This is a genomic window from Bartonella sp. W8122, from assembly GCF_016102485.1.
Lineage (GTDB): Bacteria > Pseudomonadota > Alphaproteobacteria > Rhizobiales > Rhizobiaceae > Bartonella > Bartonella apihabitans.
The window spans coordinates 1,355,847-1,380,155 of the sequence record NZ_JACFOO010000001.1; the positions used below are offsets into that span (position 1 = coordinate 1,355,847).

At 46.4% G+C, this 24,309-nt stretch carries 21 protein-coding genes and 1 tRNA gene; 18 read left to right on the plus strand and 4 right to left on the minus strand.

The features are described from left to right. Position 1: 1 nt before the first annotated feature. From ddpC to rpoC, 14 genes are all read left to right on the plus strand, one after another. Complete coding sequence (gene ddpC / locus H3S83_RS05985) at positions 2–877, plus strand: D,D-dipeptide ABC transporter permease (protein ID WP_246741717.1); 876 nt, start codon at positions 2–4, stop codon at positions 875–877. A 14-nt stretch (positions 878–891) separates the two neighbouring features. After that, on the plus strand, positions 892–1,860 hold the full coding sequence (locus tag H3S83_RS05990) for an ABC transporter ATP-binding protein (RefSeq protein ID WP_198239179.1): 969 nt from the start codon (positions 892–894) through the stop codon (positions 1,858–1,860). Then, complete coding sequence (locus H3S83_RS05995; RefSeq protein WP_198232949.1) at positions 1,857–2,804, plus strand: ABC transporter ATP-binding protein; 948 nt, start codon at positions 1,857–1,859, stop codon at positions 2,802–2,804. The genes H3S83_RS05990 and H3S83_RS05995 overlap by 4 nt, the downstream gene beginning before the upstream one ends. Then, positions 2,795–3,388 carry a D-alanyl-D-alanine dipeptidase gene (gene ddpX / locus H3S83_RS06000; protein WP_198239180.1) on the plus strand — a complete coding sequence of 198 codons (594 nt, stop codon included), beginning with the start codon at positions 2,795–2,797 and terminating at the stop codon, positions 3,386–3,388. Before H3S83_RS05995 ends, ddpX begins: the two co-directional genes overlap by 10 nt. 384 nt (positions 3,389–3,772) lie before the next feature. Continuing rightward, positions 3,773–4,948 carry an elongation factor Tu gene (gene tuf, locus H3S83_RS06005; protein WP_078040400.1) on the plus strand — a complete coding sequence of 392 codons (1,176 nt, stop codon included), beginning with the start codon at positions 3,773–3,775 and terminating at the stop codon, positions 4,946–4,948. 52 nt (positions 4,949–5,000) lie between these two features. Further along, positions 5,001–5,076 (plus strand) — tRNA-Trp (locus H3S83_RS06010). 338 nt (positions 5,077–5,414) lie between these two features. After that, positions 5,415–5,627, plus strand: a complete 213-nt coding sequence (gene secE / locus H3S83_RS06015; protein ID WP_077971156.1) for a preprotein translocase subunit SecE — start codon at positions 5,415–5,417, stop codon at positions 5,625–5,627. 20 nt (positions 5,628–5,647) lie between these two features. Further along, positions 5,648–6,178, plus strand: a complete 531-nt coding sequence (gene nusG, locus H3S83_RS06020; RefSeq protein ID WP_077971157.1) for a transcription termination/antitermination protein NusG — start codon at positions 5,648–5,650, stop codon at positions 6,176–6,178. Between the two features lie 164 nt (positions 6,179–6,342). Next, positions 6,343–6,771 (plus strand): 50S ribosomal protein L11, encoded by a 429-nt coding sequence (gene rplK / locus H3S83_RS06025; protein ID WP_077971159.1) that lies wholly within the window; start codon positions 6,343–6,345, stop codon positions 6,769–6,771. 4 nt (positions 6,772–6,775) lie between these two features. Beyond that, on the plus strand, positions 6,776–7,477 hold the full coding sequence (gene rplA / locus H3S83_RS06030) for a 50S ribosomal protein L1 (protein ID WP_077971161.1): 702 nt from the start codon (positions 6,776–6,778) through the stop codon (positions 7,475–7,477). Positions 7,478–7,791: 314 nt separating this feature from the next. Continuing rightward, entirely contained in the window at positions 7,792–8,310 is a 519-nt protein-coding gene (gene rplJ / locus H3S83_RS06035; RefSeq protein ID WP_077971163.1) for a 50S ribosomal protein L10, read from the plus strand. Between the two features lie 100 nt (positions 8,311–8,410). After that, a complete protein-coding gene (rplL, locus tag H3S83_RS06040; protein WP_077971165.1) occupies positions 8,411–8,782 on the plus strand; it encodes a 50S ribosomal protein L7/L12 in 372 nt (123 codons plus the stop codon). Between the two features lie 355 nt (positions 8,783–9,137). Then, a complete protein-coding gene (rpoB, locus tag H3S83_RS06045; protein ID WP_198239181.1) occupies positions 9,138–13,277 on the plus strand; it encodes a DNA-directed RNA polymerase subunit beta in 4,140 nt (1,379 codons plus the stop codon). 147 nt (positions 13,278–13,424) lie between these two features. Continuing rightward, positions 13,425–17,633, plus strand: coding sequence for a DNA-directed RNA polymerase subunit beta' (gene rpoC, locus H3S83_RS06050; RefSeq protein WP_078039398.1), 4,209 nt, complete (start codon positions 13,425–13,427; stop codon positions 17,631–17,633). Positions 17,634–17,779: 146 nt separating this feature from the next. On the opposite strand, the gene H3S83_RS06055 is transcribed toward rpoC, so the two are convergent. Together H3S83_RS06055 and H3S83_RS06060 are read right to left on the minus strand one after the other, a co-directional pair. After that, the gene (locus tag H3S83_RS06055) at positions 17,780–18,085 is read right to left on the minus strand and encodes a VOC family protein (protein WP_246741718.1); all 306 of its coding nucleotides are present in this window, start codon (positions 18,083–18,085) and stop codon (positions 17,780–17,782) included. 725 nt (positions 18,086–18,810) lie between these two features. Beyond that, entirely contained in the window at positions 18,811–19,197 is a 387-nt protein-coding gene (locus tag H3S83_RS06060) for a hypothetical protein (RefSeq protein WP_198224835.1), read from the minus strand. A 452-nt stretch (positions 19,198–19,649) separates the two neighbouring features. Between H3S83_RS06060 and H3S83_RS06065 the strand changes: the two genes are divergently transcribed. Then, entirely contained in the window at positions 19,650–20,036 is a 387-nt protein-coding gene (locus tag H3S83_RS06065; protein ID WP_077973506.1) for a MerR family DNA-binding transcriptional regulator, read from the plus strand. 42 nt (positions 20,037–20,078) lie between these two features. Here the strand turns inward: H3S83_RS06065 and H3S83_RS06070 are convergent, their stop codons facing one another. Beyond that, positions 20,079–21,047 carry a DUF1624 domain-containing protein gene (locus H3S83_RS06070; RefSeq protein WP_198239182.1) on the minus strand — a complete coding sequence of 323 codons (969 nt, stop codon included), beginning with the start codon at positions 21,045–21,047 and terminating at the stop codon, positions 20,079–20,081. A 95-nt stretch (positions 21,048–21,142) separates the two neighbouring features. On the opposite strand from H3S83_RS06070, the gene H3S83_RS06075 reads away from it, so the two are divergent. The 3 genes from H3S83_RS06075 (at position 21,143) to H3S83_RS06085 (ending at position 23,995) form a co-directional block, all read left to right on the plus strand. After that, entirely contained in the window at positions 21,143–21,820 is a 678-nt protein-coding gene (locus H3S83_RS06075; RefSeq protein WP_198232172.1) for a nitroreductase, read from the plus strand. A gap of 335 nt (positions 21,821–22,155) precedes the next feature. Further along, on the plus strand, positions 22,156–23,553 hold the full coding sequence (locus H3S83_RS06080; RefSeq protein WP_198239183.1) for an L-serine ammonia-lyase: 1,398 nt from the start codon (positions 22,156–22,158) through the stop codon (positions 23,551–23,553). Between the two features lie 10 nt (positions 23,554–23,563). Beyond that, positions 23,564–23,995 carry a DUF1489 family protein gene (locus H3S83_RS06085; RefSeq protein ID WP_198239184.1) on the plus strand — a complete coding sequence of 144 codons (432 nt, stop codon included), beginning with the start codon at positions 23,564–23,566 and terminating at the stop codon, positions 23,993–23,995. Between the two features lie 31 nt (positions 23,996–24,026). Here H3S83_RS06085 and H3S83_RS06090 read toward each other — a convergent pair whose 3' ends face one another. Then, a complete protein-coding gene (locus H3S83_RS06090) occupies positions 24,027–24,302 on the minus strand; it encodes a hypothetical protein (protein WP_077971174.1) in 276 nt (91 codons plus the stop codon). Positions 24,303–24,309 lie beyond the last annotated feature (7 nt).

The following is a 24,309-nucleotide window of genomic DNA, read 5'->3' on the forward strand; positions in this document are numbered from 1 at the left end:
GATGAGTGATGTTTTAGTTGCACCAAGAACTCGTTTTGAGGGCTTGCGTTATTTCTGGTACCAGATGAGCCGCAATCCATTGATGGTTCTGGGTGGTCTGGTGGTCTTGCTCATATTGGTATTGGTTATCTTTGCCCCGTTATTTGCTACCCATTCGCCCACCGCTATTGATTATAAAGCGCGCTTGGCAGCGCCCTCGTGGCAACATTTCTTTGGTACGGATGAAGTTGGACGGGATATTTTTTCGCGCATTCTTTATGGCGGGCGCGGCTCGATTTCTGTCGGCTTTTTTGTGGTGCTTTGCTCCGGCTTCATCGGTCTTATGCTGGGCGCAATTTCCGGTATGATGGGCGGGCGTACAGACACCATAATCATGCGTATTATGGACGTGGTATTGTCTGTTCCCTCGCTGGTGTTGGTTATGGCGCTGGCTGCAGCAATGAGCCCGGGGCTTGTCAATGCGGCAATCGCGATAGCAATTGTGCGTATTCCATATTATGTGCGCTTGACACGTGGCCAAGCATTATTGGTGCGCGAAATGGCATATGTAACCGCAGCACGCACGTTTAAAGCATCGCGTTGGCATATATTGCGCTGGCACATAATGCCCAATATCGTATCACCGGTTCTGGTACAGGCCAGTCTTGATATTGGCAATACAATTCTATTGGTTGCGGGTTTGTCTTTTATCGGCCTTGGCGCCCAACAACCCATGCCTGAATGGGGCGCTATGGTTTCAGCCGGTCGCAGTTATATCCTTGATCAATGGTGGTATTCGGCTTTTCCAGGCATTGCCATATTGATCACCTCCGCCGCCTTCAACGTTTTTGGTGACGGCATCCGCGATATACTTGATCCCAAGAATAAGGCACGTTGATTATGGCCAATAGATTGTTGAACATAGATGGCTTAAGCCTTAACTTTCCCGGTTATTTAGGCAATGTCCATGCCGTTAATGGCGTTTCAATGCATATTGATGAAGGTGAAATTGTCGGGGTGGTGGGGGAAAGCGGCTCGGCCAAGTCTGTTACAGCGATGACCGCTTTGCAATTGCTGCCTAAAAACAGTTTTAAAGTTACCGCAGGTAGAATTGAATTATTGGGGCAGGATGTCTTGAGCTTGAGTGAGCCAAAAATGACACGGTTGCGCTCGGACAATGTGGCAATGATTTTTCAAGAGCCGCAAACGGCACTCAACCCCACCAAGAAAATCGGCAAACAGATTTTACAAGTGCTGAAAATTCACACGAACATGCGTGGGCGAGAGGTGTATAATTTTGCTTTGAGCATTTTGCGTGATATGCGCATTAATGATGCAGAAGAAATTATGCAGCGTTATCCATTCGAGCTTTCGGGTGGCATGCGTCAGCGAATTTTGATCGGCATGGCGTTCGCATGTTCACCACGTTTGTTAATTGCAGATGAGCCAACAACGGCCCTTGATGTGACTGTACAGCGGCAAGTGCTGCAACTTATGAATGCGAAAGCCCGCGATACAGGGACTTCAATTATGTTCATCTCGCATGATTTGGCGGTGGTTAGCCAATTTTGCGACAGGGTATATGTTATGTATGCCGGCAGCGTGGTTGAAAGTGGTCCGACAGCTCGAGTGCTATCACATCCGTCGCATCCCTATACACAAGCCTTGATAGAAGCCTTGCCGGAAAATGCCGCCCCGGGACAAAAGCTAAAATCCATTGCTGGTAGCGTACCAAACCTCATCAATTTGCCCGAGGGCTGTAGCTTCAGAGAACGTTGCACGGCGGCTTTTGAGCGCTGCTCGATGAAACCTCCCATGTTTAATAGCGAAACCAGCCAAGGACAGGTTGCGTGCTGGTTGTCCGAAGGACAAAAACAATGAATGAAACGGTTTTAGAACTGCAAAAGGTCAGCAAGAACTATCCTTATGGCGTCAATTGGCGTGGCAAACCCACTGGACAGGTTCATGCGCTTAATCAGGTTGATCTGACCATCAAACGCGGTGAGACATTGGGTATTGTTGGTGAGTCAGGATGCGGCAAGACAACGCTGGCGCAGTTATTACTTGGGATTGTCAAGCCAAGTTCCGGTCAACTGATAATGCCAAATCAACACAGCACCAATATGCAGATCGTTTTTCAAGACCCACAATCTTCACTCAATGCACGCATGCCCGTTTGGCGGGTTATAACCGAACCGCTATTTGCCAAACAAAATATGTCAAAGACACAGTTGCGTGACATTGCACACGATTTGATAGCAAAAGTTGGCTTGCGTGCCGAAGTGCTGGATCGCTATCCGCATGAGTTTTCAGGCGGGCAGCGGCAGCGTATCGCAATCGCCCGCGCTTTATCTTCAAATCCGGATATCATCATTTTGGATGAACCGACATCCGCACTTGATATTTCGGTTCAAGCGCAAATTTTAAATTTGCTGCAAGACATACAGCAAGAACATGGCCTCAGTTACCTATTCATATCGCACAATATATCTGTCATTGAACATATGTGTGACCGTATCGCTGTGATGTATCTTGGTCAGGTTGTTGAAATTGGCGATGCAGATGATGTTTTAAAACATCCTGCCCATCCTTATACCGAACTGCTATTGGACAGCGTTCCCAGCCTATTGAAAAAATCAAATTTGACCGATCCAATAGAAAATACCGAATTGCCATCCAATCGCAATTTGCCGAAGGGCTGCTTCTTTCGAGATCGCTGTATACTCCAACAAAGAGGTTGTGAAAAACCGCAAACACTTGATCCAACCCATGACAGTTTTGCCCATCAAGTGCGATGCCATGTAAGGGCACAGGCATGCCAATAGAAATAGTTTTGGGAGTAGAAATTCGCCAAACAGTCGCGAAGGAGCATAAGATGACTTTAGTTAAAATAGACCATGCGGATTTAAAGATCGATATTGTTTACGCAACAGCGAACAATTTTATCGGTGAAGTTGCATATGTCAACGCGACGCCGATGTTACACCCCGATGCGGCTGATGCTCTCTATAAAGCCGCCGAGTTGGCTAAGGCCATTGGGCTTCGCCTCCATATCTGGGATACTTATCGGCCTCAAGCCGTACAACAAAGATTTTGGAATTTTCGTCCGGATGAGCGCTTTGTTTCTAATCCGCTCAAAGGGTCAGATCATACACGCGGTATTGCTGTTGATTTGACCTTGGAAACCTTGAATGGTGAAATGTTGGATATGGGGACTGGCTTTGATGCCTCCATTGTCCAGTCCTATCATGGCGCGACAGATATTTCACCAGAAGCACAGCGCAATCGTTATTTGCTTCTAGGAATCATGACCACTGCCGGGTTTTCATTATTAAAAACCGAATGGTGGCACTATGCATTACCAAATTCTGTCAATTATCCTCTTATTGAAGATTATGATTTTTCATAATCACGAAGCCTGTCTCGGGGTAATAAGTGCAAAAACAACGAGATAGAGCAGCTCAGCTATCCAACAAAGACCATAGCTTCTCGGGTGTTGGAAAATTGGTGCTAATTTGAAAACGAGGTATTGTAATAGTGGAATATATCTGTATATAGAACTCGCGCTATCGGTCAGATATAATGACGATAGCATTTCTCATGTTTTGTTTGTTGTAAAATCAGCAAAACGGGGATAGGCATAGATCATGGAGTTTAACTTATGTGCTATGCTGGCGAATTTGGACGGATCATTCCGTCTTTTGGTATGGCGCCGGCCTTAGCGGGCCGGTTAAATTCAGTTGTAATTCCCTTGATAGCCAAGGGGTGTTAACAAGACAAGAGATCGACGGCGATGGCAAAGAGCAAATATGAACGTACGAAGCCGCATGTAAATATCGGCACGATTGGTCACGTTGACCATGGTAAGACAACGCTGACGGCAGCGATTACAAAATATTTTGGTGAGTTCAAGGCGTATGACCAGATTGATGCTGCGCCGGAAGAACGTGCTCGTGGTATCACGATTTCTACAGCGCACGTTGAATATGAGACAGAGAAGCGTCACTACGCCCACGTTGACTGCCCGGGGCACGCTGACTATGTCAAGAACATGATCACCGGTGCTGCCCAGATGGACGGTGCAATTCTTGTTGTTTCCGCTGCTGATGGCCCGATGCCCCAGACACGTGAACACATTCTTCTTGCCCGTCAGGTTGGCGTTCCTGCAATTGTTGTTTTCTTGAACAAGGTTGATCAGGTAGATGATGAAGAACTTCTTGAGCTTGTCGAGCTTGAAGTTCGTGAACTTCTTTCCAAATATGATTTCCCTGGCGACGAGATTCCGATTGTCAAGGGTTCTGCATTGGCTGCTCTTGAAGGCACCAACAAAGAAATCGGTGAAGATGCTGTTCGTCTTTTGATGCATGAAGTTGATGAATATATTCCAACTCCGAAGCGTCCGATTGATCAGCCTTTCTTGATGCCGATTGAAGACGTGTTCTCGATTTCCGGTCGTGGTACAGTTGTTACCGGTCGTGTTGAACGCGGTGTTGTCAAGGTTGGTGATGAAGTTGAAATCGTTGGTATTCGTCCGACGACGAAGACAACAGTAACCGGCGTTGAAATGTTCCGCAAACTTCTTGATGAAGGTGAAGCAGGCGACAACATTGGTGCACTTCTTCGTGGTATTGAACGTGAAGGTGTTGAACGTGGTCAGGTATTGGCGAAGCCCGGTACAGTTACACCGCACACCAAGTTCAAGGCAGAAGCTTATATTTTGACAAAGGATGAGGGTGGTCGTCACACACCATTTTTCACCAATTATCGTCCGCAGTTCTATTTCCGTACGACAGACGTTACCGGTATTGTAACACTGCCGGAAGGTACAGAAATGGTTATGCCGGGTGATAATGTTACGATGGATGTCACACTGATTGTTCCGGTTGCTATGGAAGAGAAGCTCCGCTTCGCTATCCGTGAAGGTGGCCACACTGTTGGTGCCGGTATCGTTTCTAAAATCATTGAATAGTTTTAGATAAAAGGCAGACGTAGTGTATGACAATGCGTCTGCCTTGATCTGAAGGGGTATAGCTCAGTTGGTAGAGCGGCGGTCTCCAAAACCGCAGGTCGTGGGTTCGAACCCTACTGCCCCTGCCATTTTTTTAAAACCGGATGCTGAATTTTATAGTTAACGCGAATAGGCGGGACTGGCTGGTTTCGTCCGTTTTTTTGAAAATGGCATAAAAAAAGTTATTAAGGGCAGAAGGTGCTCTGTGCATTGTGCCTGTGATTGAAACTGGCTTCATGAAATAAAATTACAAATCATATGAAGCAGTTGCTTCAAAAATTTGGCTTGTATTTTTATGAATAACGCTTTATTTAGTGTTAACGATGAAATCGCGTGAAGCTTGTGTAAAAGCTTTTCGCGGTTTTGGCATGTTTGAAGTTGACTTTGTGATTCGCGATAATTTTAAAGAAAAAATGTAGGAAAAGTGATGGCTGCCAAGACAAATCCCATTACATTTATCAAGCAGGTCCGTGCCGAGACTGCAAAAGTCACCTGGCCGACTCGTCGCGAAACGACAATTTCAACGGTTATGGTTGTCTTGATGGCAGCGTTTGCAGCTGCATTCTTTTTTATCGCAGACCAGATTATGAATTTTGGTGTTTGGGAGAGTATCGCTCTCCTGAAACGTCTTTTCAGCTAATAGTTCAAGGAAAAGTAACCGTGGCTGCACGTTGGTATATTGTTCAAGCCTATTCAAATTTTGAAAAGAAAGTTGCAGAGGCTATTGAAAAGGAAGCAAAGCTGAAAGGCTTGGATCATCTCTTTGAGAAGATTCTTGTTCCGACTGAAAAAGTGGTTGAAGTTCGGCGTGGGCGCAAAGTTGATTCCGAGCGGAAATTTTTCCCCGGTTATGTACTGGTTCGTGCTGATTTGACGGATGATGTCTATCATCTGATAAAAAATACGCCGAAGGTAACCGGTTTTTTGGGGTCGGATTCGAAACCGGTTCCGATTACTGATCGTGAGGCTGACCAGATACTTAACCAGGTTCAACAGGGAATCGAGCGTCCGAAGTCTTCTGTTTCGTTTGAAGTGGGCGAACAAGTTCGCGTGGCCGATGGCCCATTTGCTTCCTTTAACGGAATCGTTCAGGAAGTCGAGGATGAAAGATCCCGCCTGAAAGTTGAAGTTTCTATTTTTGGACGTGCTACTCCTGTTGACCTTGATTTCGGTCAGGTGGAAAAGCTTTGAGGTATTTTTTCAAGAAGTGCTTTTTAAAGTGCTTTTTGAGAATTGAGTTGTGGAAGGTGAATGCGGCTCTAGCCGGTTGCAAAAACCAGACCACAAAACTGCAAGGCCGGTTTTACCGGTCATCAAACCGCCGGTTTTCGGCATAGTTAAAAAGGCAGATTATTATGGCTAAAAAAATTGCAGGCCAGCTTAAGCTGCAGGTTCCGGCAGGAGCGGCAAACCCGTCTCCGCCAATTGGACCTGCTCTTGGTCAGCGCGGCATCAACATTATGGAATTTTGTAAAGCGTTTAACGCCGCATCGCAGGAAATGGAAAAGAATTCTCCGATTCCGGTTGTTATTACCTATTATCAGGACAAATCCTTTACATTCTCGATGAAAACGCCGCCGGTTTCTTATTTCTTGAAAAAAGAAGCCAATTTGAAATCGGGCTCAAAAGAGCCTGGCAAGACAGTTGCCGGAACGATTTCTCGCGACAAAGTTCGTAAAATTGCGCAAGCTAAGATGAAAGATCTTAACGCCAATGACGTTGAAGCTGCGATGCGCATGATTGAAGGTTCAGCCCGTTCAATGGGTCTACAGGTGGTGGGCTAAGATCATGGCGAAGATAGCAAAAAGACTTAAGAAAATCCGTGAAGGTGTAGACTTTAACAAGTATTATCCTTTGGACGAAGCGGTCAAGATGGTCAAAGATCGTGCGATTGCCAAGTTTGACGAAACAATCGAAATCACGATGAATTTGGGCGTCGACCCCCGTTATGCAGACCAGATGGTTCGTGGCGTTGTCAATCTCCCGAATGGAACAGGACGTCATGTACGCGTTGCTGTTTTTGCTCGTGGAGATAAAGCTGAAGAAGCAAAAGCTGCCGGTGCCGATATTGTTGGTGCAGAAGATTTGTTTGAAACTGTAAATGGCGGTACAATCGAGTTTGATCGTTGTATTGCTACACCGGACATGATGCCACTGGTTGGTCGTCTGGGTAAAATCCTCGGACCGCGTAGCTTGATGCCAAACCCTAAAGTTGGTACTGTTACTCCGGATGTCGCAGCTGCAGTAAAGGCATCAAAAGGTGGTGCCGTTGAATTCCGTGTTGAAAAAGCCGGTATTGTTCATGCAGGTGTTGGCAAAGCTTCCTTTAGTGCCGAGCAGATTGCCCAGAATGTGAAAGCATTCGCTGATGCTGTTTTGAAAGCAAAGCCGTCAGGCGCAAAAGGCGACTATTTGAAGCGCGTCGGTCTGTCGTCAACAATGGGTGTTGGTGTCAAGATCGATTTGGCTTCGGTCCGTCCGGAGCAATAAGAATTCAACCGGCCGTTGGCTGGTGTATCAATCCGGGCTTTTTAAAGAAGCCCGGGTCATACCGGGGAAACCCGGAATGTCCTGTCCGAGATTGTGGGTGACACGGTGAGTGTCTTAATAGAGTTAAACCTGCATGAGACTGGGGTAATGACCTGGATGTTTTTGAGACTAAAAGGTTTGAACCAGCGTTGCCTTTGAGCGCTGTAAAAAGCGTGAAGAAGGGGACAGGATCCTCACTGATAACGGAAATGGTTTCTGTTATCTCAAGGCAACCCGACGGGTTTTTGATAAAACCTGTTAAATGGAGAGAGACAGTGGATAGAGCGGAAAAACGCGAATTTGTCACATGGCTCAATGGGGCTTTAAAAGAGTCCGGTTCGGTCGTTGTGGCTCACTATTCCGGTCTGACAGTTTCACAAATGAACGAACTGCGTTCGAAAATGAGTGAAGCTGGCGGTTCCGTAAAAGTCGCAAAAAACCGCCTTGCCAAGATCGCTCTTAAAGGCACGGATTCGGAATCAATTTCAAATCTGTTCACCGGACAGACACTGATTGCCTATTCTTCGGATCCGGTGACAGCACCGAAAATTGCTGTCGAATTTTCTAAAGCTAATGACAAACTTGTCATTCTTGGCGGTGCAATGGGTACCACCAACTTGAACGCGGATGCCGTGAAGTCTTTGGCTTCATTGCCGTCGCTCGACGAGTTGCGTGCAAAACTGGTCGGAATGATTTCCACACCGGCTACCCGCATTGCTCAGGTTGTCAAGGCACCTGCTGGTCAGGTCGCACGTGTTATTGGCGCATATGCCCGCAAGAGCGAAGCGGCTTAAGGCTGTTTCGCAAACCGGTTATTAAAAAAGATAGGAAAATCTTTTTAGCCGGTTCGCTGTTAAACAATTGGTTAAACCTTTTAATTGAAGGAATATAAAAATGGCTGATCTCGCAAAGATCGTTGAAGACCTTTCCAACCTCACCGTTTTGGAAGCTGCAGAGCTTTCCAAGATGCTTGAAGAAAAATGGGGCGTTTCTGCTGCTGCTCCGGTAGCAGTTGCTGCCGCTGCCGGCGCTGCTGCTCCGGCTGCTGAAGAAAAGACCGAATTTGACGTTATTCTCGTTGCTGGCGGTGCCCAGAAGATCAACGTCATCAAGGAAGTTCGTGGCATTACAGGTCTTGGACTTAAAGAAGCCAAGGATTTGGTTGAAGGTGCTCCGAAGCCTGTTAAAGAAGGCGTTTCGAAGGACGAAGCAGAGAAACTTAAAGAACAGCTTGAAAAGGCTGGCGCTAAGGTTGAACTTAAATAAGTTCGTAAAGCCGGTGGGTGCTTACCCACCGGTTCCACTCGAAAGAGCTGGAAGACGGACTTTGGATTGAACCCCTTTCCTGACAGTTCGGTGGCTGTCCGGAAACGGGTTTAAACCGTTCAGGGACATGACATTAGAATCAACGATTGGATGGTTGGTCGTCGGTCTTTGAGAAAACAAGGCGCTCCGGTAGCATGGGGGTTGCCAATGTCATCCGTTTTACCGGATGGCGTATAAAATAAGTAGGATGTAGGTCATTTTTTGGTCTACTTTAACTGGTCTGCTTCATGCAGATTGATGATGTATTGCCTCTAGGGAGTATAACTGCCCGAAGGGCACAAATCGAGGAGCGACGATGGCTCAGACCCTTTCATTTAACGGTCGCAGGCGCGTGCGCAAGGTATTCGGAAAGATTCCCGAAGTGGCCAAGATGCCAAACCTTATCGAGGTTCAAAAGGCTTCTTATGACCAGTTCCTGATGGTTGATGAACCAAAGGGAGGAAGAAAAGACGAAGGCTTGCAAGCTGTATTTAAGTCGGTGTTTCCGATAACGGATTTTTCGGGTGCATCCATGCTCGAATTCGTCCGTTACGAATTTGATCCACCGAAATTCGATGTTGAAGAATGTCGGCAACGCGATCTTACCTATGCGGCACCTCTCAAGGTGACGCTGCGTTTGATCGTGTTCGATATTGATGAAGATACCGGTTCCAAGGATATTAAAGATATCAAGGAACAGGATGTCTATATGGGCGATATGCCCCTTATGACAGAAAATGGTACCTTTATTGTTAATGGTACGGAACGTGTTATCGTTTCACAGATGCACCGTTCACCGGGTGTATTCTTTGATCACGATAAGGGAAAATCCCATTCTTCCGGCAAATTGTTATTTGCTGCACGTATTATCCCGTATCGCGGTTCCTGGCTTGATATTGAATTTGATGCCAAGGATATTGTTTATGCTCGTATTGATCGCCGCCGTAAAATACCTGTAACAAGTATCTTGATGGCACTCGGTATGGATGGACAGGAAATCCTGTCGACATTCTATAATACCGTCACTTTCAAACGAGCCAAAGATGGTTGGCGTATTCCTTATTCGGCTGAACGATATAAAGGAATGAAGTTGCTGGCTGATCTTGTTGATGCCGATACGGGTGAAGTTGTTGCACAGGCTGGCAAGAAACTGACAGCACGTGCGGCAAAGCAACTCGTTGAAAAAGGCCTTAAAGAGATCAAGGCTACGGAAGATGATCTTTTCGGTTCGTATCTGGCTGAAGATATTGTCAATTACGAAACCGGCGAGATTTATCTTGAAGCCGGCGACGAGATTGATGAGAAAACACTCCAGATTTTGCTTGACCAGAATGTTGACGAAATCAATGTGCTGGATATCGACCACGTCAATATCGGTGCTTATATTCGCAACACTCTCGCAGCCGATAAAAATCAAAGTCGGCAGGATGCTCTGTTCGATATTTATCGGGTTATGCGCCCTGGCGAACCGCCCACACTTGAAACAGCCGAAGCAATGTTCAATTCGCTGTTTTTTGATCCGGAGCGCTATGATCTTTCGGCCGTTGGTCGCGTAAAGATGAATATGCGTCTTGATCTTGATTGTCCGGATACTATCCGCATTTTGCGGAAAGAGGATATTCTGGCGGTCGTCAAGACACTCGTCGAATTGCGTGATGGTCGTGGTGAAATCGACGATATTGATAACCTCGGTAACCGTCGCGTCCGCGCTGTCGGTGAACTGATGGAAAACCAGTATCGCATTGGTTTGTTGAGGATGGAACGCGCCATCAAGGAGCGTATGTCTTCAATCGAGATCGACACGGTTATGCCGCAAGATCTTATCAATGCAAAACCGGCTGCTGCTGCTGTGCGTGAATTCTTCGGTTCGTCGCAGTTGTCGCAGTTTATGGATCAGACCAACCCGCTTTCGGAAATTACCCATAAGCGGCGTCTGTCGGCATTGGGACCGGGTGGTCTTACCCGTGAACGTGCCGGTTTCGAGGTTCGCGACGTGCATCCGACCCATTATGGTCGTATCTGCCCGATCGAAACTCCGGAAGGTCCGAATATCGGTCTTATCAACTCGCTTGCAACATTTGCCCGTGTCAACAAATATGGATTTATTGAAAGTCCGTATCGCAAGATCATTGATGGCAAGGTTACACGCGAAGTCGTTTATCTATCGGCGATGGAAGAGTCGAAGCACTATGTGGCGCAGGCAAATTCCAATTTGTCAGATGACGGCAAATTTGTTGATGAATTCGTCGTTTGTCGTCATGCTAACGAAGTGTTGATGGCGCCTCGCGAGAATATCGACCTCATGGACGTTTCACCGAAGCAGTTGGTTTCTGTTGCTGCAGCGCTTATTCCGTTCCTCGAAAACGATGACGCGAACCGCGCTTTGATGGGTTCCAACATGCAACGTCAGGCTGTGCCACTGGTTCGCGCCGAAGCACCGTTTGTCGGAACCGGTATGGAACCGATCGTTGCTCGTGACTCCGGTGCTGCTATTGCAGCCAAACGTGGTGGTATTGTCGATCAGGTTGACGCAACGCGTATTGTTATTCGTGCGACTCAGGATCTCGACCCTACCAAATCGGGTGTTGATATTTATCGTTTGCATAAATTCCAACGCTCCAACCAGTCGACCTGTATCAACCAGCGTCCTTTGGTTCGTGTTGGCGACCATATCGAGAAGGGCGATATCATTGCTGATGGTCCTTCGACCGATCTCGGTGATTTGGCTCTCGGACGTAACGTTCTCGTCGCGTTCATGCCGTGGAACGGCTATAACTATGAAGATGCTGTTCTATTGTCCGAACGGATGGTTGCAGAAGACGTATTTACTTCAATCCACATTGAGGAATATGAAGTTTCTGCCCGTGATACGAAACTTGGACCGGAAGAGATTACACGTGATATTCCGAATGTTTCGGAAGAAGCACTGAAAAACCTTGATGAAGCAGGTATCGTTTATATCGGTGCCGAAGTTCAACCGGGTGATATTCTCGTTGGTAAGATCACACCGAAGGGTGAAAGTCCGATGACACCGGAAGAGAAGCTCTTGCGAGCTATCTTCGGTGAAAAGGCTTCCGATGTTCGTGATACGTCAATGCGTATGCCTCCGGGGGCTTTTGGTACAGTCGTTGAAGTTCGCGTTTTCAATCGCCACGGCGTTGAAAAAGATGAACGTGCTATGGCTATCGAACGCGAAGAAATCGAGCGTTTGGCCAAAGACCGTGATGACGAACAGTCCATTCTGGACCGCAGCGTTTATGCACGCCTTATTGATATGCTGAATGGAAAAACAGCTATCGAAGGGCCTAAGGGCTTCAAGAAAGGCACGAACCTCAATGAAGCTGTCATGAACGAATTTCCGCGTTCACAATGGTGGCAGTTCGCGGTTGAGGACGAAAAGCTCCAAGGCGAGATTGAAGCATTGCGCAAGCAATACGACGAATCCAAGGATGCTCTCCAGCGTCGCTTCATGGACAAGGTTGAAAAAGTCCAGCGTGGTGACGAAATGCCTCCGGGCGTCATGAAGATGGTCAAGGTTTTTGTTGCTGTTAAGCGCAAAATCCAGCCGGGTGACAAGATGGCGGGTCGTCATGGTAACAAGGGTGTCGTTTCGCGCATTCTGCCGATTGAAGACATGCCATTCCTTGCAGATGGTACACACGCTGATATCGTGTTGAACCCTCTGGGCGTTCCGAGCCGAATGAATGTCGGGCAAATTCTTGAAACCCACCTTGGTTGGGCTTGTGCCGGTATTGGCAAGCAGATAGGCGATTTATTGGAAGCTTATCGTAAAGGCGGAGATATCAAGCCGTTGCGTCAACGTATTGAGGATATTATTCCCGATAATGACCGTAACGAGCCAATCCGTGAATACGATGATCCGAGCATTGTTCGTCTTGCTGACCAGATGAGCCATGGTGTGTCGATTTCGACACCGGTCTTCGATGGTGCACATGATGCCGATATCAACAATATGTTGAAGGAAGCAGGGCTTGCAACTTCAGGACAGGTTCAGCTGTTTGACGGCCGTACCGGTGAACCTTTCGATCGTCAGGTGACAGTGGGCTATATTTATATGCTTAAACTGCACCATCTGGTCGACGACAAGATTCACGCCCGTTCGATTGGACCTTACTCGCTTGTTACCCAGCAGCCGTTGGGTGGTAAAGCACAGTTCGGCGGTCAACGTTTCGGCGAGATGGAGGTCTGGGCACTTGAAGCTTATGGTGCCGCTTACACCTTGCAGGAAATGCTGACAGTGAAGTCGGACGATGTGGCCGGACGTACCAAAGTTTACGAAGCTATTGTTCGTGGCGATGATACGTTTGAAGCGGGTATACCGGAAAGCTTCAATGTTCTGGTTAAGGAAATGCGGTCTCTCGGGCTCAATGTCGAGCTTGATGACACGCGTGAATTATTGGCTCAGCAGCAAAACTTGCCGGATGCAGCCGAGTAATCTGAAAGGTGCGCCCAAGAGGGCGCGCCTCCATTGGCTTTTGTTAAGTCGAACAAATAGATTTCTATTGAGATAGGTTTTTGTTTAACAGTTTACAAAAACAACTATCGCAACGGGTTTTTAGTAAAACCCCTGAAGGAGAACGGCATGAACCAAGAGGTCATGAATCTTTTCAATCCTCAGGCGCCTACACAGACGTTTGATTCCATCAGGATATCAATCGCCAGCCCTGAGAAGATTCTGTCCTGGTCTTACGGCGAAATTAAAAAGCCCGAGACCATTAACTACCGTACGTTCAAGCCAGAACGTGACGGGCTTTTCTGCGCGCGTATTTTCGGGCCGATCAAGGACTATGAATGTCTGTGCGGCAAATACAAGCGCATGAAATATAAAGGCATTATCTGCGAAAAATGCGGCGTTGAAGTAACTCTTTCACGTGTTCGCCGTGAACGTATGGGGCATATCGAACTTGCTGCTCCAGTCGCACATATATGGTTTTTGAAATCACTTCCGAGCCGCATCGGTACGCTTCTTGATATGACCCTCAAGGATATCGAGCGCGTTCTTTATTTTGAAAACTACATTGTAACCGAACCGGGCTTGACCTCGCTCAAGATGCATCAGCTTCTTTCCGAAGAAGAATATATGATGGCAGTTGACGAATTCGGCCCCGACCAGTTTACAGCTTTGATCGGTGCAGAAGCTATCTACGAGCTCTTGGCTGCAATGGATTTGCAGAAAATTGCTGCGGATTTGCGCACCGAATTGGCAGAGACGACATCAGACCTGAAAATCAAGAAATTGATGAAGCGTCTGAAGATCGTTGAAAACTTCATTGAATCGGGAAATCGTCCGGAATGGATGATTATGAAAGTCATTCCGGTTATTCCTCCGGATTTGCGCCCGTTAGTTCCGTTGGATGGTGGCCGTTTTGCGACGTCCGACCTGAATGACCTCTATCGTCGTGTGATCAACCGTAACAATCGTTTGAAACGTCTGATCGAGCTTCGCGCTCCCGGCATTATCGTACGTAACGAAAAACGTATGTTGCAGGAAGCTGTCGATGCGCTGTTCGATAATGGTCGCCGTGGTCGTGTCATCACCGGTGCCAATAAGCGTCCGTTGAAATCGCTGTCGGATATGCTGAAAGGCAAGCAGGGACGTTTCCGTCAAAACCTGCTCGGCAAGCGTGTCGACTATTCCGGTCGTTCTGTTATTGTGACCGGACCGGAACTGAAGTTGCATCAATGCGGCTTGCCGAAGAAAATGGCTTTGGAACTATTCAAGCCGTTCATTTACGCACGCCTTGATGCAAAGGGTTATTCATCAACCGTAAAACAAGCCAAGAAGCTCGTTGAAAAAGAACGCCCTGAAGTTTGGGATATTCTCGAAGAAGTTATCCGTGAACACCCAATTCTTTTGAACCGCGCTCCGACGTTGCACCGTTTGGGAATTCAGGCCTTCGAACCGACTTTGATCGAAGGTAAGGCAATCCAGCTTCATCCGCTGGTATGTACAGCTTTCAACGCCGATTTCGATGGCGACCAAATGGCTGTCCACGTACCGCTGTCGCTCGAAGCCCAGCTCGAAGCCCGCGTCTTGATGATGTCGACAAACAATATTCTGCACCCTGCCAACGGCGCGCCGATTATTGTTCCTTCGCAAGACATGGTGCTTGGCCTTTATTACCTGTCAATTGTTTGCGAACATGAGCCGGGTGAGGGGATGGCTTTTGGTGATATGGGTGAATTGCAGCACGCTTTGGAGAGTAAAGTTGTGACGCTTCACACCAAGATCAAAGGGCGTGTCAAGAGTATTGATGCAGAGGGTAATGTTGTTTCGAAGATTTACGATACCACACCGGGTCGTCTGATCATCGGTGAAACACTGCCTAAAAGCCCGAACATCAAGTTCGACATTGTCAATCAGGAAATGACCAAAAAGAACATTTCCAAGATGATTGACCATGTTTACCGTCACTGCGGACAAAAAGAAACAGTGATGTTCTGCGACCGCATCATGTCTCTGGGTTTTGCCAATGCTTGCCGTGCCGGCATTTCGTTCGGTAAGGACGATATGGTTATACCCGAAAGCAAGGCAAGACTGGTTCAGGAAACCGAGGCTTTGGCCAAGGAATATGAACAGCAATATAATGACGGTCTTATTACACAGGGTGAGAAGTACAACAAGGTTGTCGACGCTTGGGGTAAATGTACCGATCGCGTTGCCGACGAGATGATGAAACGCATTCAGGCGGTTGAATTTGATCCCGAAACAGGGCGTCAAAAACCGATGAATTCGATTTACATGATGTCTCACTCCGGTGCCCGTGGGTCGCCGAACCAGATGAAGCAGCTGGGTGGTATGCGTGGCTTGATGGCAAAGCCTTCGGGCGAAATCATCGAAACACCGATTATCTCCAACTTCAAGGAAGGCTTGACTGTGAACGAGTACTTCAACTCGACACACGGTGCCCGTAAGGGACTTGCCGATACAGCCTTGAAGACAGCTAACTCCGGTTACTTGACCCGTCGCCTTGTCGACGTTGCGCAAGATGCTATCATTTCCGAGGTTGATTGCGGAACAGACAAAGGTCTGACAATGCAGGCTATCGTTGATGCCGGTCAGGTTGTTGCCTCCCTCGGCCAACGTATCCTTGGTCGTACCGCACTTCACGATATTATCCATCCGACAACGGGTGAAGTCATCGTTGAAGGCGGCCGCATGATCGAGGAAGCGGATGTTGCCAAGATTGAAGCTGCCGGTATCCAGTCTGTCCAGATCCGTTCTGCTCTGACTTGCGAAACCCGCATCGGTGTTTGTGCCAAGTGCTATGGTCGTGATCTCGCACGTGGTACGCCGGTCAATCAGGGTGAAGCAGTCGGTGTTATTGCAGCCCAGTCTATTGGTGAGCCGGGTACACAGTTGACAATGCGTACATTCCACTTGGGCGGTACCGCACAGGTTGTTGATACCTCTTATCTGGAAGCATCCTATGAAGGTAAGGTTGAATTGCGCCACCGTAAGGTTGTTCGCAATTCTGAAGGCCATCTGGTCGTTATGGGTCGTAATATGGCTATCCTTATCAAGGATGAAAACGGTAAGGAACGCGCTTCTCACCGCATTACCTATGGTGCTCGCATCTTCGTTGACGATGGCGATGTCGTTAAACGTGGTCAGCGTATTGCCGAATGGGATCCGTATACCCGTCCGATCATGACCGAAGTTGAAGGCTATATCGGCTTCGAGGATATGGTTGATGGTCTATCTGTTACAGAAACGACCGATGAAGCAACCGGTATCACCAAACGTCAGGTTATTGACTGGCGTGCCAATCCGCGTGGCGCCGATCTTAAGCCTGCCATTGTTATCTATTCTGATAAAAAAGGCAGCAAGATCGCCAAGCTTTCGAAGGGTGGTGATGCCCGTTATATGATGTCGGTTGAAACCATTCTCTCGGTTGAACCGGGTGCTCATGTAATGGCTGGTGATGTTATTGGTCGTTTACCAATGGAAAGCGCCAAGACCAAGGATATTACCGGTGGTCTTCCACGCGTTGCCGAACTCTTTGAAGCACGTCGTCCGAAGGATCATGCTATTATTGCTGAAATTGATGGCACAATCCGCTTTGGACGCGACTATAAGAACAAACGGCGCATCACAATCGAGCCGAATGATGATACGGTCGAGCCTGTGGAATATCTCATTCCGAAGGGCAAGCCTTTCCATCTGCAGGATGGTGACCAGATTGAAAAGGGTGATTATATCCTCGACGGCAATCCGGCACCGCATGATATTCTGGCCATCAAGGGTGTGGAAGCTTTGGCTTCCTATCTCGTCAACGAAATACAATCTGTCTATCGTCTCCAAGGTGTTGTGATCAACGATAAGCATATTGAAGTCATCGTTCGCCAGATGCTGCAAAAAGTCGAAATTACCGATTCCGGTGACTCCGGCTATATTCCGGGTGACCATGTTGACCGGATCGAGCTACAGGAAGTTAATGATCGGCTCATCGAAGAAGGTAAGAAACCGGCAAGCGGCAATCCTGTTCTGCTGGGTATTACCAAAGCTTCACTGCAGACACCGTCATTTATTTCTGCAGCATCCTTCCAAGAAACAACGCGTGTGCTTACTGAAGCAGCCGTTGCCGGAAAGATGGATACTTTGCAGGGCTTGAAGGAAAACGTTATCGTTGGTCGTCTTATCCCTGCCGGTACCGGTGGCACAATTGCCCAGATCCGTCGCATTGCAACAGCTCGTGACGATCTGATCGTTGATGAACATCGCAAAGCCAATGGTGGCGATAAAGCCAATGCCATGTTGTCTGATATGACACATACAGCGGCTGAATAAGCCCACTATCAGGCTGGTTTTAGAATCAAAGAAAAGCCCGACTTAACGGTCGGGCTTTTCTGTATATTAACGTTTGAAAAATTTTCGGGCTTGAAAGAGGGGAGCTGATTTTTAAAAAGAAACTGTTCAATCAGTTAGCATTTCAGCTATTCGGAAATTTCAACCGGATTCAAATCGGGGACCCGTATGTAAACGGAACGGATTTTCCCATTCGCTCCGGTGCGCTCGACAGGACCTTCAACAACAGGACAGTTGTTCTTTTTCAGGTGAGTAATGATTTTATCGATAGAAAGTTTTGATATGAAACAGAGTTCCAAACTACGCGGAACGGGCAGATGGGCTTTAAGTTCATATTCTTTGCCATATTGATGGAGATTGATCTTCTGATTGCCGAAGCGGAGTGCAAAACGATTTTCTCCGAAAACGTCTAGCTTGAGCTCCAAAATTTCCATGTAAAAACGCTTGGTCGCTTAGAGATCGAAACATGTCATTACAAAGAGGTCAGTATGATCGAAAAGCATTGAAATCCATCCTCGCCAATAAAATCATTAGTGCGATATTTTGTATATTTATTTAGAAAGATTATAGAATTTTACAGTCATAAAAATATTTTTAATTTAAATCAATTTTTATTGCTAAATATATTTTGATATAAAAATCTATTTTATATAAAACATAAAAATAAAGAAATTAAATAATGAATATTCTTTAGTAAGAAAATTTTATTTAAATATATAAAATAAAATTGTATTTAAAATATTTGAAATAGGAAGAAAAAATAATAATTATCGTAAAATAAAAAAATACGTAAACGGGGGTTAAAAATAGACTTATCCAAATCCCACGACAGGTATTATTAAGATTGTGAAAGAAACCCACGATAGCTACTATCAAGAGTGTGTAAGAGATTAAGAGTTAGCTGGTAAACGCACGAGAAGGAATGAAATTTTTCGAACAGAATTGGAAAGGGCTTGATCATCGGAACTAAAAGGAGAAAACAGTAGCAAATGAAAAGCGGGATAATTTGTCACACGACAACAAAACAGAAGATCATGGGGGCCACCATATTTAGTAACGTCATTTAGCGAGACGGTTTGTAAGCGGAAATATTCGCGCTACTAAGTCACTCCGGTGGAACCGGTTGTAATCTACAGCCGTAACGACGAGATCAGCCCTATCAATGGTCGGGCTCATCATGTTGGTGGTCACCGATTTCGATATTGGCATCGTCAAGAGTTAGCTCATGGCGTTCGCAGGTTTCATACATCCAATTTGTGAATTTTACTTTCAGTCCGTTAAGCGAATAAAGATCGGTATAGTAAATGCGATTAGTAGCCATGCACCAAGGGACATCTTTTGCGTCAATTCCCGATTGTTTGTGGAGAAGTTCCGTAACATAAGCAATACCTTCTTCACAGCTTTCGGTGCGGCAATAATTTTTATCCTCGGCAAAAGCATAGAGCTCGGACCTGCCAAGCCAGTTGACGAGGCTGTTGAAAGAAATTGGAATGGCGGCAATGATAATCAAAACGATCAAGCCAAATATCCAAATTTTCTTATGCATGATGGCACACTTCGCTTGACGTGTTCGTTTGTTGACGACGTTTTCACTTTGTCCGTATGATAGACGGATTAAGGCCTTTGAAATAGAGCATAATTGCATCACCCTTTTAAAAAATTCAAATATAAGAGAAGAATTCTCGTGTTGGTTAGCTGATACAGATAGCTGAACATGTGCATTTTAGTCTGAGATATCGGTGTTGAAGCAAGCCTATTGCTGGCTTAATAAACGACAAAAAATGGAGTCAATTTAGAGAGATTGCCATAATCAGCGTTGAAAGCGATGAAAAGCGTTGTGAGTGATATGGTCGGTTGGTGCGAAGATATAATTGTGGTGGAATGGAATTTTAATGGCTGCGTTCTATTGCATCAGCATTTTTCAACGCTATTGTGGAAATAAAAGATGGAAATATTGAGGTTTGACAGATTGTTAGTCGAACCTTGTTTGGTAAGCTTATGCATGAATATTATTCAATAGGTGAACTTACGCGGGAATTTGGCGTAACAACGCGGACATTGCGTTATTATGAAGATCAGGGGCTTATTGTCCCGATGCGCCGTGGCAGAACACGTCTCTATACCGAGCTTGATCGGCATCGGTTGCAACAGATATTAAGAGCCAAACGACTGAATTTCACTTTGGCAGAAATTGCCTCTTTGTTGACCGTTACCGGTACGCCGCTTGACGATACAGTGAAGGTCGAGAACGTGTTGCAGGAAATAAAAGAAAAACGCGAGGATCTCAAACAGATGCGCCGCGATATAGACGAATCATTGCATGAGCTTGAACGCATAGAAGAAATCTGTTTCGAGCGTTTGGCCGAACGCGAAGTCAATGGTTAAGTCGAAGATAAATTCGGGACAGTCTTAACTCTTTCATCAAAGCTATTGTTGCTTCAAAACGGTTTGCCCCCAGCAAGCATTGATGGATTTTTGTAATCTTTCATCGGTCTGGCTGACCTCTCCTCTGGAAAATTCGCTCATCATTTGTTGATGATCTATTTGGTCAAATACGCAACTGCAAAAAGCAGTACATAAATGACTATCAGCCTGGCTCTCACTACATTCATTGACGCAAGCCCTTTCCAACGGTTTACGCAATGTATCCGGAGAAGGGGGGAAAACAGCAGAGATACAATAAAGGAGAGCTAACAGGACAGGTTGGTGAACGAGATAAAATATGAGGCTGTGGCGCCCGATGAGCTGTAAGGATTTATTGAGCCATTGCGGGCGGATCCCGTTTTGCAAATAAATAAATAGATGGAACTTGTCGCAGATGCGGGCTGTTGTCAGCCCTAAAAGAGCTGAACCAAACCACGGGAAAACCGGAACATAATCAAATGAGGGGCGGGGATAGCTCGAAAATCCGATCCATAGCAGATAAGGTACATTGAAAAAATCGGATTTCAGTATGAATGGCAACAGAACAAAAATAAAAATAGCCAAAAAATTCAACACAAGCGGCGTATGCAAGAAGAGCAATCCGATGACGGTTGCCACAGCTATTTCATGTAATATTCCGAAATAGATGAAGCCTTGCGGCATGATAAAATAGGTAACAATAGAGACAACCAGAGCAGCCAGTACGATGATCGACAAGCGTCGGAAATAGGCTAAGAAGCGGCGTTGTTTTCCCTGTGCAAGATAGAGACTGAAACCGGAAATAAACAGGAAACAAAACGCGACAATGCGCGCCAGAACACGCAAACTGCCTTCAGCAGGAACTTGAGGGTCTATATAGGAAAAATAGCTCAAATCCCAACTGAAATGATAAACCACCATGCCAATCAGTGCGAGCCCGCGAAAGAGATCAACCTTTTGTAATCGTATTTTAATCGTTTCAGGCTGGTTCATATCGGTATCCTTTGCTATCTATCTAACACAAAGTTTTTGCTTTGCTTGGGTAAATTAGGCCGCTTGTTCATTTTTCCTGTGGGTGGAACATAAAAATGACCAAAATTGAAAAATTTTGCGACGTTGTAAAAAGTAGAAAGTCTATCAGGGCTTACCTCGATAAAGACGTTGACCGTAAGATGGTGGAAGATATTTTGCGCTTATCGTCGCGAGCACCTTCGGGAGCAAATATACAGGCTTGGCAAGTTATCGTTCTTCATAACGGGACATTGAAAAAGTTGGGACAAAAACTTTTTGACATGTCGGTGGCAGGCATAAAAGAAGAATGTGAATATCAGTTTTATCCCCGTTCGTGGCGTGAGCCTTATCTCGCGCGACGGCGTAAAGTCGGCTGGGACCTTTATCGGTCACTGGGCATCGCGCGTTCAGAGCGAAGCAAGATCGAACACCAGCAAGCGAAAAATTTTATGTTTTTTGGTGCTCCGGTGGGACTGATTTTTACAATGGACAGGGATATGGAGCTTGGCAGTTGGCTCGACCTTGGCTGTTTTATTCAGACAATCGCACTTGTAGCGAGAAGTTTTGGTCTTGATAGCTGTATTCAGGCGGCTTTTTCAGAATATCATAAAACGATCTCTGACGAGCTTCAAATACCGCCTGAACGACAGGTTATTTGCGGACTTGCCTTAGGCTATCGCGATGAAAACGCACCTGAAAACAATTTTCCGACCGAACGTGTCCCGTTGGAGGATTTTGTTCGCTTTGTTGATTGAGTGCGGCCGGAACGGGATTTCGCTTTGCTTTAGTGATAAATTCCTCAAAAATATTTTGTGAATAGAAAAATTTGTTAATCAAATTTTAATATTGTGTCTTTGCGGGTTCACCGTTATAGGTGTCGTCAATACGAATTCTGCGTTGATTGTATTGCGGGTATCAAAAGGTGCTTTATGGATGAAATTGTCGAAAAATCATGTTGGGGCATCGCTATTCGGGCATCACTCGGACTCCTTGCTATTATTGCCGTGATTTATCTGACTGTCGGTTTCTAGAATTTGTTCAGGCGCAAACGTCCATTTCATAATGGATATCGATTTGTTCGTTTAAATCCATGTTTCTATCAGTTTTCGAACTATTCAAAATCGGCATAGGACCATCAAGCTCTCACACAATGGGGCCAATGACGGCAGCCAACAGGTTTCTGGCGGAGATCCTGTCGAACAATTGGCCTAAGCCGGTCAACACTTCAATTACCCATTTGCGTGTCTCTTTACATGGATCTTTGGCCTTTACCGGTCTCGGACATGCAACAGATCGTGCCGTTATATTGGGCTTGTTGGGGCAACAACCGGCAAGTGTCGATCCCGATAACATGGATAAATTGGTTGCATCAGTCTATCAGACAAAGAAAGTTCAACCTGCCGGTCATCCGGCCTACCATTTTGATCCTGAAAAAGATTTGATCTTCGATCGGAAGACGGTGTTGCCCGGCCATAGCAATGGTCTTGTTTTCGAAGGACTTGACCAATTTGGAAACGTCCTTTTGCGGCGCGTTTATTATTCGATTGGCGGCGGATTTGTTGTGAGCGAGGACGAATTAAATCGCGTTGAACATAATAAAAAAAATGACAACCGGATTGTTCCTTTTCCCTTTGATACAGCAACAATGATGCTTGATATGGCGAAAAAATCCGGCCTGTCTATTGCCGAAATGAAGCGCGCCAATGAAGAAACGTTGATGACGCGAAGTGAACTTGATGAAGGTCTTGATAAAATATTTCTTGCGATGAAATCAAGCGTTGACAGAGGACTTCATCATGATGGCGAATTACCCGGGGGGTTACACATCAAGCGCAGGGCCAAGAAACTTTATGACAAATTATTGAGCGATAGCAAAAGAAATCATGTTGGGCCTTTAGCGGCAAATGACTGGCTTTCCACTTATGCAATAGCGGTTAATGAGGAAAACGCCGCAGGCGGACGCATCGTAACCGCGCCTACCAATGGCGCGGCAGGGGTGGTTCCGGCCGTACTCAGTTATTATTTGCGGTTTTGTGCCGGAGCCGAACGCGACGGCATACGTAATTTTTTGCTGACTGCTGCGGCGATTGGCGGTGTCATAAAATATAACGCGTCTATTTCGGGAGCGGAGGTCGGTTGTCAGGGTGAGGTTGGTTCGGCAGCTTCTATGGCTGCGGCAGGGTTGACCGCTGCTTTGGGTGGAACAGCGATGCAGATTGAAAATGCTGCGGAAATTGCTCTTGAACACCATCTGGGGATGACATGTGATCCGGTAGCAGGCCTTGTTCAAGTGCCGTGTATCGAACGAAATGCCATGGGCGCCGTTAAAGCGGTGACAGCCGCTTCGCTGGCACTTCATGGCGATGGCAGCCATTTTGTTTCATTGGATGCCTGTATCCGAACGATGCGCGAAACCGGCCGTGATATGAGTGACAAATATAAAGAAACAAGCAAGGGTGGACTTGCAGTCAATGTGACGGATTGTTAAGTCATAAGTTATGACACTTCACATGATAAAATTATGCGTTGGCTGCTCTTCACCGGATGAGCTTGCCCAATGGATTGATTATCGTTTGGAACAACTGAAAGCTGCTGGCGAAAAACCGGAGCAATATCACATCACTCGTATGGTGCCAAAAAGAATTGACGAACTTTTGGACGGTGGCTCGCTTTACTGGGTGATGAAAGGCAATATACAATGCCGACAAAAATTTCTGGATATTCGCCCCTTTACCGATGATGAAGGTATCCATCGTTGTAAGCTTGTTCTCGAGCCAAAAATTATACCGACAATCTGGCAGCCGAGACGTGCTTTCCAAGGGTGGCGCTATCTTGATGGAAGTGAAGCGCCAGAGGATGACAATACGAGTGAGAAAGCCCGCCTGCCGGCTGCTTTAAAACAGGAACTGGCCGATCTCGGTTTGCTTTAGAGCAGGCGGATATTTTGTAGACTTTAGGGATTTAGATATTTGTCGATCCCAAGCGGAATTTTACACCGAAAGATCCACGTGGACTTGCAACACGCAAATGGATGCGAACCGGCGGCATAGCCAGACGACGGTTACGTTGTGTTTGGCAAATCAGGAGACCAAGAAGCGAGCGCGTGGTGATACCGCGCGGCGTCGCTTTCAGGTCAGCCAATTTCAAAGCAGCCTGCTGAAGAGATCGCAAAGCGAGAAGCGAGCCCTCGTGATTAACGGAGCGGGCTTTTAACACCATATCATTTGCATTTGCCATAGCTTGA

Coding starts and splice junctions, on each gene's coding strand:
- ddpC (WP_246741717.1), top strand. CDS start 2: ATGAGTGATGTTTTAGTTGCACCAAGAACTCGTTTTGAGGGCTTGCGT.
- H3S83_RS05995 (WP_198232949.1), top strand. CDS start 1,857: ATGAATGAAACGGTTTTAGAACTGCAAAAGGTCAGCAAGAACTATCCT.
- ddpX (WP_198239180.1), top strand. CDS start 2,795: ATGCCAATAGAAATAGTTTTGGGAGTAGAAATTCGCCAAACAGTCGCG.
- tuf (WP_078040400.1), top strand. CDS start 3,773: ATGGCAAAGAGCAAATATGAACGTACGAAGCCGCATGTAAATATCGGC.
- secE (WP_077971156.1), top strand. CDS start 5,415: ATGGCTGCCAAGACAAATCCCATTACATTTATCAAGCAGGTCCGTGCC.
- rplK (WP_077971159.1), top strand. CDS start 6,343: ATGGCTAAAAAAATTGCAGGCCAGCTTAAGCTGCAGGTTCCGGCAGGA.
- rplA (WP_077971161.1), top strand. CDS start 6,776: ATGGCGAAGATAGCAAAAAGACTTAAGAAAATCCGTGAAGGTGTAGAC.
- rplL (WP_077971165.1), top strand. CDS start 8,411: ATGGCTGATCTCGCAAAGATCGTTGAAGACCTTTCCAACCTCACCGTT.
- rpoB (WP_198239181.1), top strand. CDS start 9,138: ATGGCTCAGACCCTTTCATTTAACGGTCGCAGGCGCGTGCGCAAGGTA.
- rpoC (WP_078039398.1), top strand. CDS start 13,425: ATGAACCAAGAGGTCATGAATCTTTTCAATCCTCAGGCGCCTACACAG.
- H3S83_RS06055 (WP_246741718.1), bottom strand. CDS start 18,085: ATGGAAATTTTGGAGCTCAAGCTAGACGTTTTCGGAGAAAATCGTTTT.
- H3S83_RS06060 (WP_198224835.1), bottom strand. CDS start 19,197: ATGCATAAGAAAATTTGGATATTTGGCTTGATCGTTTTGATTATCATT.
- H3S83_RS06065 (WP_077973506.1), top strand. CDS start 19,650: ATGCATGAATATTATTCAATAGGTGAACTTACGCGGGAATTTGGCGTA.
- H3S83_RS06070 (WP_198239182.1), bottom strand. CDS start 21,047: ATGAACCAGCCTGAAACGATTAAAATACGATTACAAAAGGTTGATCTC.
- H3S83_RS06075 (WP_198232172.1), top strand. CDS start 21,143: ATGACCAAAATTGAAAAATTTTGCGACGTTGTAAAAAGTAGAAAGTCT.
- H3S83_RS06080 (WP_198239183.1), top strand. CDS start 22,156: ATGTTTCTATCAGTTTTCGAACTATTCAAAATCGGCATAGGACCATCA.
- H3S83_RS06085 (WP_198239184.1), top strand. CDS start 23,564: ATGACACTTCACATGATAAAATTATGCGTTGGCTGCTCTTCACCGGAT.
- H3S83_RS06090 (WP_077971174.1), bottom strand. CDS start 24,302: ATGGCAAATGCAAATGATATGGTGTTAAAAGCCCGCTCCGTTAATCAC.